The organism is Curtobacterium sp. MCLR17_031 (assembly GCF_003234775.2).
Lineage (GTDB): Bacteria > Actinomycetota > Actinomycetes > Actinomycetales > Microbacteriaceae > Curtobacterium > Curtobacterium flaccumfaciens.
On record NZ_CP126270.1, the window covers coordinates 1722510 to 1737816 of the forward strand.

Genomic DNA, 15307 nt, shown 5'->3' on the forward strand with positions numbered 1-15307 from the left:
ACGAACGGCTCAGCGCCCGCGTCCGACCAGCGCGCGCCACCGCGGCTGTTCCGAGACGACGACGGCGACGCACAGGGCGGTGACGACGATCGCGACCGCCGTCGGCCACAGGACCCACGCCGCCGCGACCGCCCCCACGAGGTGCGCGAGGACCGACGCGATCGTGACCGCTCCCGGTGCCGTGACCGGCGGGTCGCCGCCGGGGCGGTCACCCGGTGTCCCGAACACCGCCGGCGGCACGACGAGGACCAGGACGGCGGCGATCGCGAGCACCGGCGAGTGGGGCCAAAGCGCCCAAGGGACGGCCACCCACGCGACGAGCTCCGCCAGGAACCGCAGGCCGCCACGGAGCGGGTCGTGACCGACGGGCCTCGACGGGCGCGCCGCCGTGGTGACGGTCACCGAGTCGTCGCGGCACGGAAGCCGCGATCCAGGAAGTCGACCATCCACGCGGCACTCGCATCGACGTCCGTGTCCATCTGGAACCCGCCGGACGCCTCGATCGTGGCGAACCCGTGCAGGACGCTGCGGAGCACCCGGAGCGCGTGGACCTCGTCGGCCGGGTCGAGCGGGTAGTCGCGGAGCGCCGCGGCGAAGGACGCCAGGGTGCGGCCGAGTGCGACCGCCAGGGGGTCATCGGCACCGGTCGGCCGGACGCCGACGGCTGCCTGGTACCGCGCCGGGTGCTCCTGGACGCTCCGGCGCACGGTCTGCACCGCCGCCTCGAGCGCACTCCGACCGCTGCGCCCCTGCATGGCGTCGCGGAGTGCGTCACCGAGCTCGTTCGCGCCGAGGATCGCGATCCTGCGGGTGAGGTCGCCGAGTCCGTCGACGTGCTTGTACAGCGACGGTGCCTTCACCCCGAGGCGGTCGGCGACGAGGCTCATGCTCAGCTGGGCGAGGCCGATCTCGTCGGCCAGCGTCGCCGCGGCCTCGGTGACGGTCGCCGGGTCGAGCCCCGCCCTAGGCAACGGGACCTGCGACGGGCAGCGTGCGGGCGAGGAACGGCAGCAGCAGGGCGAGGAGCGCTGCCGGTGTCTCGGTGTGGGGGTAGTGGCCGGCGCCGTCGATCACGGCGAGTTCCCCGAGGCCGTCCGGCAGGTCGGCGAGGATCCGCTCGCCCTCGGCACGGGGCACGGCCCAGTCCGGGTCGGCACTGCCCTCGACGACGAGCACGGGGCACCGGACGGCACCCAGCTGCTCGCCGGCGTCGGCGGGCGACGTGCGGGTCATGGCGCGGAGGGCCGCCATCCGCTCCGGTTGCCGCAGGGTCGTCTCGATGCGGCTGCGTTCCGTCGCCCAGTCGGCGGGCTTGGCGGGCACCGCGATGTCGAGGTACGCGAGCCAGCCGGGCAGGCTGCCGCTCGTCATGACCCGCGCGAGCTGGACGGTGCCGGCGCGGTGTCGGCGGTTGCGCAGGAGTCCGCCCAGGTCGACGGACTGCTTGCGCGTGAACGGCGCCAGTTCGACGATGCCCGCGACCAGGTCCGGTGCGGTGGCTGCGGCGATGGTCGCCGCGCCCCCGCTGATGGACTGCCCGACGACCACGGCCGGGCCACCGAGGTGGCGGGCCACGGCAACGAGGTCACGTGCGATGTCGGTGCGCTGGTAGCCGTCCCACCCGGTGCTCGAGTCGCCGCAGCCGCGGAGGTCGACGTTCGCCACCCGGTAGCCGGCCGCGACGAGCTCCGGCACGACGAAACGGTAGGCGTGCCGGCTGTCGCCCATGCCGTGGGCGAGGATCACGAGCGGCCCTGTTCCGGAGAGGTCGTAGGCGATCGTGCCGCCCTCGGTGTCCAGGTGTTCGAGCATGACGTGGCTCCTTCGGCTACGGGTAGTAACTCAGAGGCTAATACCCATAGCCAAAGTTGGCAAGGGGCAGTCGTCACGCATCCAGGTCGAGCGTCGTCGACAGCTCGGGGAACGCCTGCGCCTGGTCGACGAGCTGCTGTCCCTTCTGCACGATCCCCGCCACGCTGTCCGCGCCGGCGGCGAACCGCAGCGGCGGCTCGGGCATCGCGATCAGCGTCAGCAGCACCTGCGCGAGCTTCGCGGGGTCGCCGGACTGGTTGCCCCGCATGCCGCGGAAGAACTCCTTCGACCCGTCCGAGAGCGGGGCGTAGTCGTCGATCGCGACGTCGCCCCAGAAGGTCGAGTCGCCCTCGGCCAGCAGGTCGGTGCGGAAGAAGCCGGGCTCGACCACGGTGGTGTGGATGCCGAAGGGCGCCACCTCGTCGTGCAGGGCCTCCATCCAGCCCTCGAGCGCGAACTTCGACGCCGAGTAGGCGCTCCCGCCGGCGCCGGCGACGATGCCAGCGGTGGAGCTGATGCTGATGACGTGCCCGGAGCGCTGCCGTCGCATGACCGGGAGCACGGCACGCGTCACCGCGAGCGCCCCGAAGAAGTTCGTCTCCATCTGCGCGCGGAACTGCTCGGCCGAGATCTCCTCGAAGTACCCGGCCTGGAAGCTCCCGGCGTTGTTCACCAGGACGTCGACGCCGCCGAAGCGGTCGGTCGCGGCGTCGACTGCGGCTCGGACCGACTCCGGGTCGGTCACGTCGAGCGCGACGGCGAGCAGGCGCTCGTGGTCGCCGAGGACGGCGCGGACCCGCTCGGGGTCGCGTCCGGTCGCCACGACCCGGTGCCCGGCGTCGAGGGCGGTCCGGGCGAAGTCGGTGCCCATCCCGCGGCTCGTGCCGGTGATGAGGAAGGTGCTGGTTCCGGTCATGGGGTGGGGTTCCTGTTCGATGGAAGGGACACGGGGCGAGGCAGGGACGCGACGCGTGGCAGGGACGCGAGGAAGGGGGGCGGACGCCCGTCAGCCGCGCACTCGGATGGTGGCGGCGCCGGACGGCAGGTCGCGCACCGCTCCGACGTCGTCGACGGTGCCGATCGGCACGATCCCCGGGAAGCTGCCGACGTCCGTGTAGTACAGGACGATCGACTGGTCGGGCACGTAGTACGCGATGGTGCCCGCCGGCGCATCGCTCGTGCTCGGGGCGCCGGTGGTGTCGAGCGGCGCGGGGAGCCGGGCGATCTGCTCCTGCCCGCCGTAGTCGGCGAAGGTCAGCGTCGCCGGCAGCCGGGCGGCCAGCGCGCGCGCCGTCGCACTGCCCGTCAACCGGCCGATCAGGGTCTCGCCGTCGAGCTCGATGGTGATGTGCACGGGGTCGGCCTCCGTCGGGGTGGTGATCGTGGGAGCAGCAGTCGCAGTCGCGGCCGCCGATGCCGGCGCCGACGCAGGCGGCTCCGCGCGGTCGACGCCGCTGCACCCGGCGAGCGCCCCCACCACCAGCGCGACGACCGGAGCCAGCGCGAGTGGACGCAGCGCGAGGTGCGGACCCGCGCCGGGACGGCGTCTGGTGCGGACGTGCATCGGGGCTCCCTCGGTTCGTGGACACCACCATCGAAGCCCCACCACCACCCGCCCAGTGAGGCTCCGGCGAAACGGGGTCCAGCCGAACCTCCCTGTCCGCCGGACGATGCCCCTACCGTCGGTCCGTGACCACGACGACCTCCGACCTCCCCGCGACCGACCGGGCCACCGACGGCCGACTGCCCTGGTTCCCGCTCGCCCTGCTCGCCGCGATCGGGTTCCTCCTGGTCGCCATGGAGACGATGCCGGCCGGGCTGCTGCCGGCGATCGCCGACGGGATGGGCACGAGCGAGGGCACGGTCGGCCTGTTCGTCAGCGCGTACGCGATGGGGACGGTCATCGCCACGGTCCCGGCGATCGCCCTGACCCGCGGGTTCCGCCGCAAGCCGCTCATCGTCGCCGCCATCGCCGTGCTCCTCGTCGCGAACACCCTGACCGCGTTCGCGCCGAACGTCGCGGTCGCACTGGTCACCCGGTTCGTCGCCGGCGCGATGTCGGGGACGATCTGGGGCATGTTCGCCACCTACGCGCGGCGGATCAGCCCGGCCCGCTTCGCCGGGGTGTCGCTCGCGATCGTCTCGACGGGCGCGCCGGTGGGGTTCGCGCTGGGCACCCCGCTCGGGTCCTTCATCGGCAACGCCCTGGGCTGGCGGTCGTCGTTCATCGGGCTGAGCCTGGTCGGCGTGGTGGTCCTGGCGCTGATCGCGCTGTTCGTGCCGGACGCCCCGGGGCAGACGAGCGCCGCGAAGCTGTCCGTCGTGAAGGTGTTCCGGATCCGCGGCATCGCGGTCATCCTCGCCGTGATCGCGACGTGGATGGTGGCGCACAACACGATCTACACGTACATCTCGCCGTACCTGCGGGCGACCGGCACCGACCTGAGCGCCGGGCTGGTGCTGCTGGTCTACGGGATCGCCGCGATCCTCGGCGTCGTCGTGACGGGCGCGCTGCTCGACCGGCACCCCCGACCCCTGCTGCACGGCAGCGTCGGCCTGTTCGTCCTGGCGGGCGTGGTGCTGCTCGTCGGGCACACGTCGCCGGTCGCGGTCCTGGTGGCCGCGGGCCTGTGGGGGATCGGCTTCGGAGGGTCCTCCACGCAGCTGCAGGCCGCCCTGACGACCGCCGGCGGCGAGGACGCCGACGTCGCGAGCGCGTTCCTGCCGGTCGCCTTCAACATCGCGATCTTCGCGGCCGGCCTGTTCGGTGCCGCCCTGCTGACGGCCTTCGACGGGCTGGTGCTCGCCGTGGTGATGATCGTGTTCGGGGCGGTCGCGGCGCTCCTCACCGTCATCGGCCGCGGATCGGCGTTCCCCGCGAAGCTCTGACGCGATCGCGATCGCGATCACGACCGCGAAAGCGACCGGCGGCTGCGATCATGTCCGGGTGCACCACGACGACGACTACACCCGCCCGGACGTCACGACCGCCGAGATCATCGGCGGCCCGGAACCGGTCACCGTGACCCTGCACCCCGCCGACAGCGCGTGGGCTGCGGTCTTCGCGGACCACCGGCGACGCATCCTGGAGGCCCTCCCCGGCTCCGGCGCGGACGCTCCGGTCGTCGAGCACATCGGCTCCACGGCCGTCCCCGGCCTGGCAGCGAAACCCATCGTCGACATCGTGGTCGTCGTCGCCGACGTCACCGCCGAGGCCACGTACCTCGACCAGCTCCTCGCCGCCGGGTACGAGCTGCGCGTCCGCGAGCCGGGCCACCGCCTGGTCCGGACGCCGGCCCGCGACGTCCACGTGCACGTCTACGAGCGGGGTGCGACGGCGGTCGACGAGTACCTGCTCCTCCGGGACCACCTGCGCGCCGACGCCGACGACCGGGCGCTGTACGAACGGACGAAGCGGGAGCTGCTCGACCGGAGCTGGGACGACATGAACGCCTACGCCGAGGCGAAGACGGCCGTCATCACCGCGATCAAGGAGCGGGCGCGACGGAGCCGCGCGTCCTGAGACGCGCGGCTCCATCGGTCGAGCCTCAGCTCGTCGGGACGACGTCCCAGTGCTCGCGGATCAGGTTGTGGTCGACCCGGAACAGGTCGGCCGCGCCGAACGGTGCGTCGGCCTTCGCCCCGACCGGCTTCGAGAACGTCCACACCAGGTCGCCGTCGGCGAGCGAGATGACGGACTCCTGCTTCGGCAGGCTCTGCGCGGCGCTGCCGGCGAAGAACTGCTTGAGCGCGGCCGTGCCGTTCGCCGCGACCGAGTTGTGCTGCAGGTACGCCGGGTCGAACTTCTCGTCCAGCACGGACACGTCGTGGTCGCGGAACAGCCGGTCGTACGCGGTCACGGCGAGTACCCGGTTGTGCTCCTCCTGCCGCTCGGTCAGGTGACGGTCACGCTTCGCGGCCGGGTACAGGTCGCTGAACATGCTGTTCGTGTTGCCGCTGGCCGGGGTCCCTGTCGGCACCGTCTGGCGGAGTGCCCACCACTCGCTGATGCGCCCGTTGCGCATGCGGAACAGGTCGACGGCGGCGTCACCGGTGCGTTCGTCCTTCGGCTTCGCGGTGATCTGCCAGTGCACGGCTACCAGGTCGGCGTCACCGGCGATGTGCTTGATCACGGCGTGGGCACCGGGCACCCGGGAGCGGTCAGCGGTGAACTCGGCGAGCAACGCGGACGGACCCGAGGCGCTCGTCGCACCGTGGGCGACGGCACCGGTCGCGACGGCGGTCCGTGCAGCCGCACGGGCCTTCGCGGACGCGGGCGACCGGAACGCGCACCGGAACAGGTGCCGGACGGTGGCCTCGTTGCGCTGCTCGGCGCGACGGTCGAGCCGCGAGACCGCCGTGCCACCCGAGGTCGTCCGCGCCGCACGGTTCACCGTGTGGTGCGCGGAGGTCGCCGTGGTGACGGAGGTGGAGGAGGTGGAGGTGTGGAGGGGTGCCGCCACGGCCGGGCCGGCCACGAGCGACACGGCGATGGCGACCGGAGCTGCCACCGCACACGCCTTGGCGATGATGGGGAGAAGTGATGTCGTCTGCACGGCAGAACGATGGAACCGGTCCCTGGGGGCCGCCGTGCGCCTTGGAGCCGCCACTCGCTGCGACCGTGACCGGCTTCTCAGTCGCGGTGCGCGCCTCCAGGGTGGCCTGTGCGCGCGCTGCCAGGGTGACCCGCTCCCGCTGGTGATCGACGAGCCGGACCTGTGGGACGGCTCACGCGCACTGTCAGCCGATCCCTACGCTCCGGACTCGTCGATGGCCAGACGGAGCTCGGCGAGCACGGGTAGCGCGGCGCGCAGTGCGTCGACCCCATCCGGGCCCAGGCGTTCGAGCGCGCCGACCAGGACGTGCTCGGCCGAGGCGTCGTAGACCCGGAGCCGCTCGGACGCGAGCTCGGTCAGGGCGATCTCGGTGCTGCGGCCGTCACCGGTGGCGAGCCGCCGGTGGACGAGTCCGCCGCGTTCCATCGCGGTGACGAGGTTGCTGACCGTGGAGCGGGCGAGGCCGAGGGACCGGCCGAGCGCCGTCGGCGTGAGCCACCCGGCCTCGTCGAGGCGTCGCAGGACCTCGATCTGGGCGTCGGGCAGTTCCGGCAGTGCACCGTCACGGCGTGATGCGTTCAGCAGGGTGCGGCGGAACGGGCCGACCTGGTCGCTGAGCCGCCGGGCGATGTCCCGGAGTCCTGCGGTGTCGTGCTCGCTGCCCATGTCCTCAGCTTAGGTCCTCGAAAAAGGTTTGCAACAAAACTATGTTTGGCGCAGGATGGGTGCATGACGATCACCACCTCAGTCGCACAGCCCGTCCCGTCGCAGGATCTCTCCGGCATCGTCGGACACCGGTTCATCTACACGTACGCCAACGGCTGGCAGTACGAGATGTACGTCAAGAACGCCACCACCATCGACTACCGCATCCACTCCGGCATGGTCGGCGGGCGCTGGGTCAAGGACCAGCAGGTCGACCTCGTGGTGCTCACCGCCGGCGTCTACAAGGTGTCGTGGAACGAGCCGACCGGCACGAGCGTCGTCGTGACCGTGGTGCCGGGGGAGCGCGTGCTGCACGGCACGATCTTCTTCCCGCACTGGGTCGAGGAGGACGGCAGCAAGACCGTGCTGTTCCAGAACGACCACCTGGACCGGATGCGCGAGTACCGCGACGCCGGCCCCACCTACCCGATCTACGTCGTCCCCGAGTTCGCCCACATCACCCTGTTCGAGTTCGTCGGCCAGGACGACGAGACCGTCGTCGACACTGCGCCCGCCGACCTGCCGGCCGGGTTCGCCGACCGGAGCAACTGAGCATGACCGCGGAACGTCCGCTGGAGCGTGCCCTGACGAGCATCCGGCTCGAACACCGGGGCGGGGCGCTCCGGGGGTGGGAGTACCGCCCGGCGTCGGCGCCCTCGGCTGCCGGCGGCGCGGTGCTGTTCGTGCACGGGTTCGGTGACTCGTCGATCGGTCCGCGCCAGCTCTTCGTGCAGGCCGCGACCGCCCTGACCGACACCGGTCTGACGGTCCGCTCCTACGACCGTCTCGGGCACGGCACGAGCGACGGACGGTTCGCGGACATCTCGATCGGCGACGAGGTCGAGCAGGTCGTCACGATGATCCGGGCGTTCTCGGCCGACCAGGGGGCACCGATCGACGTCGTCGCCCACAGCCTGGGTGCCGTCGAGTCGGCGATGGCGGCGGCGAGGGTCCCCGACCTGGTCCGGAGCCTGACCCTGTGGTCGCCGGCCGGGGTCGTGGTCGACGACATCGCCGTGCACGACACCATCCAGGGGCAGCCGCTCGCACCCGTCCGTGACCGCGGCTGGTTCGACTTCGGTGGGACCGCCCTCGGGCGCGGGTTCGTCGACGAAGTCCGGGACGGACTCGACGTCTACGCCCAGGCACGCGGGTACGACGGGCCGGTCGACGTCCTGCACGGCACTGCCGACGAGATCGTCCCGGTCGAGTACGGCCGGCGCTACGGCGAACTGCTCAGCGGGGCGACGTTCACCGCGGTCGAGGGTGCGGACCACGTCTGGTCGTCGGTCCCGTGGCGCGAGCAGCTCGTCGACCGCCTGCTCGACCGCGTCAGGGAGCGGTCCGGGCGATGAGGTCCTGCACCCGCGCGCGAACGTCGTCGCGGATCCGCCGGACGGCGTCGAGGTCGAGCCCGGCGGGGTCGGTGAGCTCCCAGTCCTCGTAGCGCTTGCCCGGGAACACCGGGCAGGCGTCCCCGCACCCCATCGTGATGACGACGTCCGCGGCACGGACGGCATCGGTGCTGAGCAGGGCCGGCTGCTCGCTCCGGATGTCGATGCCCTCCTCGAGCATCGCTGCGACGACCACGGGGTTGAGCTGGTCGGCCGGTTCGGAGCCGGCGCTCCGGACGTCGACGCGGCCACCCGCCAGGTGCTGCAGGAAGCCGGCGGCCATCTGGGAACGGCCGGCGTTGTGGACGCAGACGAACAGGACGGTGGGCATGCGGGGTGCTCCGATCAGAGGACGACGGCGCCGAGCAGGCCGGCTCCGATGACGACGGCCCACGGGGGAGCGGACCAGCGGGTGAGGGCGGTGAAGGCGGCCACGGCGAGCGCCAGTGCGGGTGCCGAGCGGACCCCCTCGGTGATGACCGGGTCCCAGAGCGCCGCGGCGAGGAGCCCGACGACCCCCGCGTTCACACCGGCCAGCACGCGCCGGGCCCACGGCAGGGCGCGGAGCACGTGCCAGAACGGCAGCGCGCCGATGACCAGGAGTGCCGCCGGCAGGAAGATCGCGACGAGTGCCACCGCGGCGCCGAGGAGCCCGCTCGGACCGCCGTCGGCGACGGCGCCGAGGTAGGCGGCGAAGGTGAAGAGCGGCCCGGGCACGGCCTGTGCGGCGCCGTACCCGGCCAGGAAGTCCGCGTGGCCCACCAGGTGCGTGGCCACGGTCTGTGACTCGAGCAGCGGCAGGACGACGTGGCCGCCGCCGAAGACGAGCGAGCCTGCCTGCGCGAAGACCCCGAACAGGCGCACGGCCCCGGTGCCGCTCGCGGCGACGGGTGCCGCGACGAGCAGGGCGGCGAACGCGACGAGCGCCGACACGGCGACCCAGCGGGGGAGGCGCACGGCGACCTCGGCGCCGGCGATGTCCTCGGTGTCTCCGACATTCTCGACCGGGCCGACCACCCGACCGAGCCACAGCACGCCGACCACACCGCACACCGCGATGACCGTGACCTGCGCCGCCGGGCCGGGGACGAGCAGCACCACGATCGCGGCGGCGGCCGCGACGGTCGCCCGACGGCGGTCCGGTGTGAGCGAGCGCGCCATGCCGAGCACCGCCTGCGCCACCACCGCGGCGGCGGCGGCCTGCAGCCCGAGCAGCCACCCGGCGCCGGCCAGGTCGGGCGTGCCGGACACGAGCAGGGCGAACGCGACGAGCAGCACCGCGGACGGCAGGGTGAACCCGCACCACGCCGCGAGGAGCCCGAGCAGTCCGGCGCGCTGCAGCCCGAGGGCCATCCCGACCTGGCTCGACGCCGGTCCGGGCAGGAACTGGCACAGCGCGACGAGGTCGGCGTAGGCGTCGTCCCGCAGCCAGCGGCGACGCACCACGAAGGCTTCACGGAAGTACCCGAGGTGTGCGACCGGCCCGCCGAACGATGTCAGCCCGAGCCGCAGGAACACCAGGAACACCGATCCCGCGGACGACCGCAGGGGCTCGGGGCTCGTCGTCACCCGCTCATCTTGACGACGGCAGATGGTTCAGTCAACATTGAACTGATGAACACCGGGCGGCAGGACCTCGAGCGGCGTGCGACGCAGTACGCGGCCCTCGGCGACGTCGCCCGCCTGGCGATCGTCGACCTGCTCGCCGCGTCCGACGCCAGCCCGAGCGAGGTGCGGGCCGCCCTCGGGATCTCCGGGCCGCTCCTGGCGCACCACCTGCGCGTCCTCGAGCAGGCCGGTCTGGTCACGCGACGCCGCTCCGACGGCGACGGGCGCCGCAGTTACCTGCACCTCGAGCCGAGCGGTGTCCCGCACGGTTCGGCAGCGGTGCGGCGACCGGTGTCCCGCGTGCTGTTCGTCTGCACCGGCAACTCCGCGCGCTCCCCGCTGGCCGCCGGCGTCTGGGCGCAGGTCAGCGAGATCGGCTCGCTGTCCGGCGGCACCCGTCCCGCGGCCGCCATCGCCCCCGGGGCGGTCGCCGTCGGGGAACGCCACGGCCTGGACCTCGGCGACCACGTCCCGCGTGCCTTCCGCGACCTCGTCGCCGACGGCGACCTGGTCGTCACGGTCTGCGACCGTGCGCACGAGTCGATCGACGACGGCGACAGCCTGCACTGGTCGCTGCCGAACCCCTCGCGCGTCGGCACGCCGGACGCGTACGAGGCCACCTACGCGGACCTCCGGTCCCGCGCCACCGCGCTCGCTGCGCGCCTCGCCGCCTGACGCGGCCCCACGAACGGAACGCCCCGATGAGATCCCCCCTCCTCATCGGGGCGTTCTCCTTTGCTCGACCGCCTGCGGACTGGAGGCCCGGGGCGGGCCCGCACCGTGCCTCCCGTCCGTCCCGTGGTGCGCCCAGGGCCGCGCGCGCTCGCGGGGGAGCCGTCACTCAGGACCGGCGGCTGCCGGCGACCAGCCGGAGGACCTGATCCGTGTGCCGTTCCGCCGTCGCGAGCCGCGCGTGCTCGATCGCGGCGGCGGTGTGCGGCCGCAGCAGCGTCCGGTCCGAGGCGAGTTCGATGATCGTCGTGGCGAGCCCGAACGCGGTCTCGTCGTCGGTCAGGACGGCGGCGGAGCCGAACTCGCTCGCCAGGCGGATGTCGGAGACGATGACCGGGCGGTGGTCCCGGAACGCCTCGAGCGCGGTCATCGGCTGGCCGTCGTGCTCGAGCGAGCAGACCACCGCCGCGTGCCCGCACAGCAGCAGGTCGTGGACGGCCTGCGACGACAGGCGGCCGTGGACGCGGACCGACACCGGCGTGCGGGTCGGGGGGACGGTCCCGCCGGCGACGTCGACCCGCACGGCGTGCGCGCCGAGTCGGATCTCCACCAGCCGGATCGCGTTGAGGAGGACGTCGAGGCGCTTGTCTGGAGTGAACCGCGATGCCCAGACGAGCCGGAGCGGGCCGAGTTCCGGCGCCGGCGGTGGTTCCACCGGTCGGCGGCCGAGCGCGTTGGGCACGACGTGGACCGGGCCGACGCCGGCCTTGCGGAGGACACGAGCCTGCCGGGTCGTCGGGGTGACGACGACGTCGGCCGCCCCGGAGACGGCCACGGCCATGTTGCGGCGCGCGTCGTCCATGGGGTGCCCCGTGAAGCGGTGCCGTGTGGGCCGGATGCCGGTCACCACACGGTGCGCGTGCCGAGCGAGGGGCGCCATCGCCGCCGCGGTCCGGCCCCGGACAGGCGCCGAACCGTGCACGGTGTGGATCGTCGGCAGCTCGAGGGAGCGCGCCGTGGTCAGCGCCGCCGCGGCGAGGCCGAAGTCCGAGTGGGTGACGACGAGGTCGATCCGTTCCTCGAGCATCAGCGTGCCGAGGCACCGGCGGACACGGACCGAGTTGCGGACCACCGGCAGGTCGCTCTCCGGCGCGCTGATCGACGGTTCGACCTCGAACAGGCGGACGCCGTGCTTCCGCAGCTCCGCGGTCTCGCTCGAGCGCGGAGTCGCCACCCAGACGACGTGACCGGTCTCGGCGAAGGCCTTCGCCTGCTCGACCAGCGCGGCGCGTTCACCCCGCATCGCCGACAGCGGGAAGTCGCTCACGAGCAGGACGGTCGCCTTCGCCGCGGCCACGTCAGCGGCCGGTCTCGAGCTCGGTGGTCTGGCGGGGGCTACGCATGCGGTCTCTCACGGTTCGGGAGCGGAACGGGGTGCTGGGAACCGTAGGCGTTCAGAAGACGATCGTCTAGTGAACTGCGACGCTGCTGAGCGGGCCTTCACGACTCCCCGGGTGGACGCTCAGCCGGGCGCGCGGCGGACGGTCGGGCACTGTCCGGTTCCTGCGGAACATGGACACGTCTGAGCCGTGGTCGACGTACAGTCTCCGGAAGCTACCCCGCCGGACCCTACCGGCGGGTGCCCGACCCCCCGTTCCCGGGCTGGCCTCGTCATGACCACCGCGTCGAACCCGACGGCGTCGTAGCGCGAGGACGTCTGCTCCTGACCCGAACTCGTGCAGACGTCCTCGCACCTTCCCGCTATCGTCGAGGAACCGCCGATCCCCGATCTCGGGGCGAGCAGCGGCCAGGGGACCACGGGGAACACCATGCAGCACCAGCGCGCCATCACCGCACTCACGACGCTCACCGCGACGATCGCCCTGGCGGTGACGCTCAGCGGGTGCACGGTGTCGACGTCGTCGTCGGCGTCACGGACCGTGACGCCGGACGCCTTCGAACGCGTCGTCGTCGACGCGTTGGCGGACGTCTCGGACGCGACGCCCGAGGTCGACTGCGGTGCGGACGACATCGCGATCGAGGACGGCGCCGAGGTGCACTGCGACGTGAACACGGCCGGCTACGACGTGGTCTACGACTCGGTGTCCACGATCAGCACCGACGGCGGCGACGACTACCACGTGGACGTGGAAGTGGCCGACCAGCCCAAGGACTGATCGGCCACTGCGCGGTGTCCGACGACTAGCGGTCGGACGCCTCGACGACGCAGCTCTCGACCTGCTCGGCGGCCTTCGAGTCGTCGGCGAACGGCGTCGGCGCATCCGAGGTGGTGGTCGTCTCGTCGGCGACGGCCTGCTTGGCGACGTCGTTCACGGCGTACAGCGGACCGTCGAAGTCGTCGGCCGTGGGGTCGGCGGTGGTCGCCCAGATGGTGACCTCGTCGTCGTTCGAGTCGTTGCTGTCCGCGGGGACGATCGCGGCACCGAGGTACCAGCCGCCGTCACCCTTCTGGATGTTCGCGAACTCGGTGGTGTCGTGCGACCCGACGGCCTTGTCGATCATGTCGACGGCGGCGCTGGCGGCCACGTCGCACTGGGCCGATTGGGACTTCTCCTCGGAGCCGGGGACCTTGCCGACGGGGTTGATGTTCTGCGCTCCGCCGGGGTCGCAGGCGGTGAGCAGGAGGGCTACGGTGGCGGCGCCGAACAGCGCCGTGACGGTCTTCGCTCGCGTGGACATGGCCCTGAACGTAGGCCGGCCCCGGTGGGCGGCGGTTCAGCCAGGAGCGTCCCCCGACGACGGACAGGAGGCCCGGCGCACGTCGTGCCCCGGGCCTCCCGTCCGTCACCTGGTCCCGTTGCCGGACCGGCGTCCCGTCACAGGATCGGGGTGCCGCCGGTCACGGCGACCCGCGCGCCGGAGACGTAGCTGCCGTCGTCACTGGCGAGCAGCACGTAGACGGGTGCGAGCTCGGCCGGCTGGCCGGGACGGCCGAGCGGCGACTGCTTGCCGAACTGCTCGACCTGCTCCGGCGGCATCGTCGACGGGATCAGCGGCGTCCAGATCGGACCGGGGGCGACGCTGTTCACGCGGATCCCGCGTTCCCCGAGCAGCTGCGCCAGCGCGGCCGACAGGTTCGCGACGCCCGCCTTGGTGACGTCGTAGGGCGCCAGGTTCGGCTTCGGGTTGTCGGAGTTCACCGAGCTCGAGCCGATGATCGACGACCCCGGGCCGAGGTGCGGCAGCGCGGCCTTGACGAGGTGGAAGTAGGCGCTGAGGTTCGTCGCGAGGGTGTGGTCCCACTCCTCGTCGCTGATCTCCTCGATCGTCTCGTGGGTCATCTGGTAGGCGGCGTTGTTCACGAGGACGTCGAGCCCGCCGAGCTCCGAGACCGCCTGGTCGATGACGGATCGGCAGTACGCGGGATCGCTCACGTCGCCCGGGAACAGCACGGCCTTCCGACCGGCCTCCTCGATCCAGCGCTTCGTGTCCTGCGCGTCGTCCTCTTCTTCCGGCAGGTAGCTGATCAGGACGTCGGCACCCTCGCGCGCGAACGCGATCGCGACGGCCTTCCCGATGCCGCTGTCCCCGCCGGTGATGACGGCGCGCTTGCCGGTGAGCTTGCCGGAGCCGCGGTACGACTCCTCGCCGTGGTCGGCCTCCGGGGTGAGTTCCTGGTCGCTCCCCGGGGGCTGCTGCTGCTCGGTCATGTCTCTCCCTGTGGTCGGTTTCCCTGGACGTCCCCGATGCTGGGCGGGCGCCACTGAACGCCTGTCCAGGGTCACGGCGTACCCCGTTCGGTGCTCGAAGATGTGTACCCGGCACGTCGGCCGCCTACCGTGGCACCGGATCAGGGAACCGTCACCGCGACGGAAGCTCCTCTTCACCAGGGAGCAACGTTGAAGTACGTGAACTACGCGGGCACCGTCCGTGTCCTGACGAGCGACTCGATCGCCGACGCGGTGATCCGGTACGCCGCCGCACTGCACCAGAGCCGACTGAGCGACGTCGTGTCGATCCCGACGGCGGACGACTTCGGGGTGGCGAGCACCGTCGAGGTGCTGCTGGCCCCGTCCGTCCCGGTGGCCGTGGAGCCCGCCCCGGATGACGACCTCGAGCCCGAGGGCGACGCGTTCCTGCTCGAGATCGCACGGCGCACCGAGGCCGTGCTCGCCGTGGACCCCAACGCGACGCCGCCGGACCTCGGGCGCTGAGCGGTCGCTCCGCGGGGGCGCTGCTTACGCCACCGGCCCCTCGGTCAGGTCCGTCCGGGTGTCCGCGTGGATCACCTCGTCGTGCTCGAACGTCAGCGCGGCGGCCCGCAGGCGTGCCACGAACACCGTGTCCTCGCGCTCGAGTTCGTCCTCCTCGGCGTCCTCGACCACGAGCTGACTCGACGGACCGATGAGGACCTTGGTGGTCGTCATGGTGCCGTCCGTCGCCACCGAGGGGATCGCGACGGTGTCCGCCCGGTTGCCACCGGCCAGGGCTGCGGCGTACTCGATCACGGCGTCGGCCACGTCGTCGCTCGTCAAGATCGTCGAACGGTCGTACTGGATCTGCTTCATGTCCGGGCCTCCATCCGCACAGCAAACAGGG

General features: G+C 72.5%; 20 protein-coding genes. 7 read left to right on the plus strand and 13 right to left on the minus strand.

What is annotated here, in order from left to right; translation table 11 throughout:
- Nucleotides 1-9: 9 nt before the first annotated feature.
- The 5 genes from DEI96_RS08205 to DEI96_RS08225 form a co-directional block, all read right to left on the minus strand.
- Nucleotides 10-402, minus strand: coding sequence for a hypothetical protein (locus tag DEI96_RS08205; protein ID WP_111022960.1), 393 nt, complete (start codon nucleotides 400-402; stop codon nucleotides 10-12).
- Entirely contained in the window at nucleotides 399-971 is a 573-nt protein-coding gene (locus DEI96_RS08210) for a TetR/AcrR family transcriptional regulator (RefSeq protein WP_111022959.1), read from the minus strand. The genes DEI96_RS08205 and DEI96_RS08210 overlap by 4 nt, the downstream gene beginning before the upstream one ends.
- Nucleotides 964-1812 (minus strand): alpha/beta fold hydrolase, encoded by an 849-nt coding sequence (locus DEI96_RS08215; RefSeq protein ID WP_111022958.1) that lies wholly within the window; start codon nucleotides 1810-1812, stop codon nucleotides 964-966. Before DEI96_RS08215 ends, DEI96_RS08210 begins: the two co-directional genes overlap by 8 nt.
- A gap of 73 nt (nucleotides 1813-1885) precedes the next feature.
- Nucleotides 1886-2728 carry an SDR family NAD(P)-dependent oxidoreductase gene (locus DEI96_RS08220; protein ID WP_111022957.1) on the minus strand — a complete coding sequence of 281 codons (843 nt, stop codon included), beginning with the start codon at nucleotides 2726-2728 and terminating at the stop codon, nucleotides 1886-1888.
- A gap of 90 nt (nucleotides 2729-2818) precedes the next feature.
- Nucleotides 2819-3376, minus strand: a complete 558-nt coding sequence (locus tag DEI96_RS08225) for a cyclophilin-like fold protein (RefSeq protein ID WP_111022956.1) — start codon at nucleotides 3374-3376, stop codon at nucleotides 2819-2821.
- Nucleotides 3377-3501: 125 nt separating this feature from the next.
- Here DEI96_RS08225 and DEI96_RS08230 point away from each other — a divergent pair, with 125 nt between their 5' ends.
- Together DEI96_RS08230 and DEI96_RS08235 are read left to right on the plus strand one after the other, a co-directional pair.
- Nucleotides 3502-4701: an MFS transporter gene (locus DEI96_RS08230; RefSeq protein ID WP_258372770.1), complete on the plus strand. Its 1200-nt coding sequence runs from the start codon at nucleotides 3502-3504 to the stop codon at nucleotides 4699-4701.
- 58 nt (nucleotides 4702-4759) lie between these two features.
- Nucleotides 4760-5335, plus strand: a complete 576-nt coding sequence (locus DEI96_RS08235) for a GrpB family protein (RefSeq protein WP_111022955.1) — start codon at nucleotides 4760-4762, stop codon at nucleotides 5333-5335.
- 25 nt (nucleotides 5336-5360) lie between these two features.
- Here the strand turns inward: DEI96_RS08235 and DEI96_RS08240 are convergent, their stop codons facing one another.
- Nucleotides 5361-6323: a nuclear transport factor 2 family protein gene (locus DEI96_RS08240; RefSeq protein ID WP_111022954.1), complete on the minus strand. Its 963-nt coding sequence runs from the start codon at nucleotides 6321-6323 to the stop codon at nucleotides 5361-5363.
- A 240-nt stretch (nucleotides 6324-6563) separates the two neighbouring features.
- Nucleotides 6564-7034: a MarR family winged helix-turn-helix transcriptional regulator gene (locus DEI96_RS08245; protein WP_111022953.1), complete on the minus strand. Its 471-nt coding sequence runs from the start codon at nucleotides 7032-7034 to the stop codon at nucleotides 6564-6566.
- Between the two features lie 63 nt (nucleotides 7035-7097).
- Here DEI96_RS08245 and DEI96_RS08250 point away from each other — a divergent pair, with 63 nt between their 5' ends.
- Together DEI96_RS08250 and DEI96_RS08255 are read left to right on the plus strand one after the other, a co-directional pair.
- Nucleotides 7098-7625, plus strand: a complete 528-nt coding sequence (locus DEI96_RS08250) for a phenolic acid decarboxylase (protein WP_017885669.1) — start codon at nucleotides 7098-7100, stop codon at nucleotides 7623-7625.
- Between the two features lie 2 nt (nucleotides 7626-7627).
- Nucleotides 7628-8428, plus strand: a complete 801-nt coding sequence (locus DEI96_RS08255) for an alpha/beta hydrolase (protein ID WP_111022952.1) — start codon at nucleotides 7628-7630, stop codon at nucleotides 8426-8428.
- Here the strand turns inward: DEI96_RS08255 and DEI96_RS08260 are convergent.
- Complete coding sequence (locus tag DEI96_RS08260) at nucleotides 8406-8798, minus strand: arsenate reductase ArsC (protein WP_111022951.1); 393 nt, start codon at nucleotides 8796-8798, stop codon at nucleotides 8406-8408. The two genes, DEI96_RS08255 and DEI96_RS08260, sit on opposite strands and share 23 nt — an antisense overlap.
- Nucleotides 8799-8812: 14 nt before the next feature.
- Nucleotides 8813-10036, minus strand: coding sequence for a chromate efflux transporter (chrA, locus tag DEI96_RS08265; RefSeq protein WP_111022950.1), 1224 nt, complete (start codon nucleotides 10034-10036; stop codon nucleotides 8813-8815).
- Between the two features lie 45 nt (nucleotides 10037-10081).
- Here chrA and DEI96_RS08270 point away from each other — a divergent pair, with 45 nt between their 5' ends.
- Nucleotides 10082-10750: an arsenate reductase/protein-tyrosine-phosphatase family protein gene (locus DEI96_RS08270; RefSeq protein ID WP_111022949.1), complete on the plus strand. Its 669-nt coding sequence runs from the start codon at nucleotides 10082-10084 to the stop codon at nucleotides 10748-10750.
- A 166-nt stretch (nucleotides 10751-10916) separates the two neighbouring features.
- On the opposite strand, the gene DEI96_RS08275 is transcribed toward DEI96_RS08270, so the two are convergent.
- The gene (locus tag DEI96_RS08275) at nucleotides 10917-12074 is read right to left on the minus strand and encodes a glycosyltransferase family 4 protein (RefSeq protein WP_146246888.1); all 1158 of its coding nucleotides are present in this window, start codon (nucleotides 12072-12074) and stop codon (nucleotides 10917-10919) included.
- A gap of 502 nt (nucleotides 12075-12576) precedes the next feature.
- Between DEI96_RS08275 and DEI96_RS08280 the strand changes: the two genes are divergently transcribed.
- The gene (locus tag DEI96_RS08280; protein WP_181440502.1) at nucleotides 12577-12924 is read left to right on the plus strand and encodes a DUF4333 domain-containing protein; all 348 of its coding nucleotides are present in this window, start codon (nucleotides 12577-12579) and stop codon (nucleotides 12922-12924) included.
- Nucleotides 12925-12949: 25 nt separating this feature from the next.
- Here DEI96_RS08280 and DEI96_RS08285 read toward each other — a convergent pair whose 3' ends face one another.
- Together DEI96_RS08285 and DEI96_RS08290 are read right to left on the minus strand one after the other, a co-directional pair.
- A complete protein-coding gene (locus DEI96_RS08285; protein ID WP_110863897.1) occupies nucleotides 12950-13447 on the minus strand; it encodes a hypothetical protein in 498 nt (165 codons plus the stop codon).
- A 137-nt stretch (nucleotides 13448-13584) separates the two neighbouring features.
- Entirely contained in the window at nucleotides 13585-14418 is an 834-nt protein-coding gene (locus DEI96_RS08290) for an SDR family oxidoreductase (RefSeq protein WP_111022947.1), read from the minus strand.
- 189 nt (nucleotides 14419-14607) lie between these two features.
- Between DEI96_RS08290 and DEI96_RS08295 the strand changes: the two genes are divergently transcribed.
- Nucleotides 14608-14922: a hypothetical protein gene (locus tag DEI96_RS08295; protein ID WP_128779784.1), complete on the plus strand. Its 315-nt coding sequence runs from the start codon at nucleotides 14608-14610 to the stop codon at nucleotides 14920-14922.
- Between the two features lie 24 nt (nucleotides 14923-14946).
- Here the strand turns inward: DEI96_RS08295 and DEI96_RS08300 are convergent, their stop codons facing one another.
- On the minus strand, nucleotides 14947-15276 hold the full coding sequence (locus tag DEI96_RS08300; protein WP_071405284.1) for a hypothetical protein: 330 nt from the start codon (nucleotides 15274-15276) through the stop codon (nucleotides 14947-14949).
- Between the last annotated feature and the right edge of the window lie 31 nt (nucleotides 15277-15307).